Genomic DNA, 907 nt, shown 5'->3' with positions numbered 1-907 from the left:
GACGGCAAACCCGTCACCGCACAGAACGGTCCGGTCACCGTGACTTTGGACAGTGGCAAAACCATCACCATTGCTGCGGGCGCAAGCTCGGGCGTGCTGGATGTGGCTGTCGGCAACGACGTGTACCAAGGCCCAACGACAGTTACTGAGTCGATTGCCTCGGCATCGGGCGGCAACCTCGAAGCCATCGCTCCAAACACCGCTCCAGTCAGCACCGTGGTCAATGATGTCAACGACACCACGACCGTGACATTAACCGCCAATCCGACCGTGAACGAAAACGGCACCATTACCTACACCGCGACCCTGACTGGCGCCGATGGCAAACCCGTCACCGCGCAGAACGGTCCTGTAACGGTCACCCTCGACAGCGGCAAAACCATCACAATCGCTGCCGGCGCAAGCTCTGGCGTATTGGATGTGGCCGTTGGCAACGACGTTTACCAAGGTCCAACCACCGTCACTGAAAGCATCAGTACCGCCACTGGCGGCAACCTCGAAGCCATCGCACCGAACACCACTCCGGTTAGCACCAACGTCAACGACGTCAACGACACCACCACGGTGACGCTGACCGCCACACCGACCGTGAACGAAAACGGCACGATCACTTACACCGCTACGCTGACCGGTGCTGACGGCAAACCCGTCACCGCGCAAAACGGTCCAGTGACCGTGACTTTAGAAAGCGGCAAGACCATCACCATCGCTGCCGGCGCAAGTTCCGGCGTATTGGACGTGGCTGTTGGCAACGATGTGTACCAAGGTCCAACCACCGTGACCGAGTCGATTGCCTCGGCATCGGGCGGTAATTTGGAAGCCATTGCGCCAAACACCGCTCCGGTTAGCACCATCGTCAGCGACGTCAACGACACCACCACCGTGACGCTGACCGCCACACCGACCG

Annotated in this window: 1 protein-coding gene; it reads left to right on the top strand. The window is 60.1% G+C overall.

Going from position 1 to position 907, the window contains the following annotated elements; all coding sequences use genetic code 11:
* The coding region (locus HU806_RS26175) for an immunoglobulin-like domain-containing protein (RefSeq protein WP_186615795.1) at nt 1-907 on the top strand (907 nt) is incomplete at both ends.

Origin of the sequence: Pseudomonas sp. SWRI154, from assembly GCF_014268645.1 — a bacterium.
Classification (GTDB): domain Bacteria; phylum Pseudomonadota; class Gammaproteobacteria; order Pseudomonadales; family Pseudomonadaceae; genus Aquipseudomonas; species Aquipseudomonas marvdashtae.
Note: the sequence above shows the minus strand (reverse complement) of the source record. Positions and strands in the feature narration are given on the sequence as shown.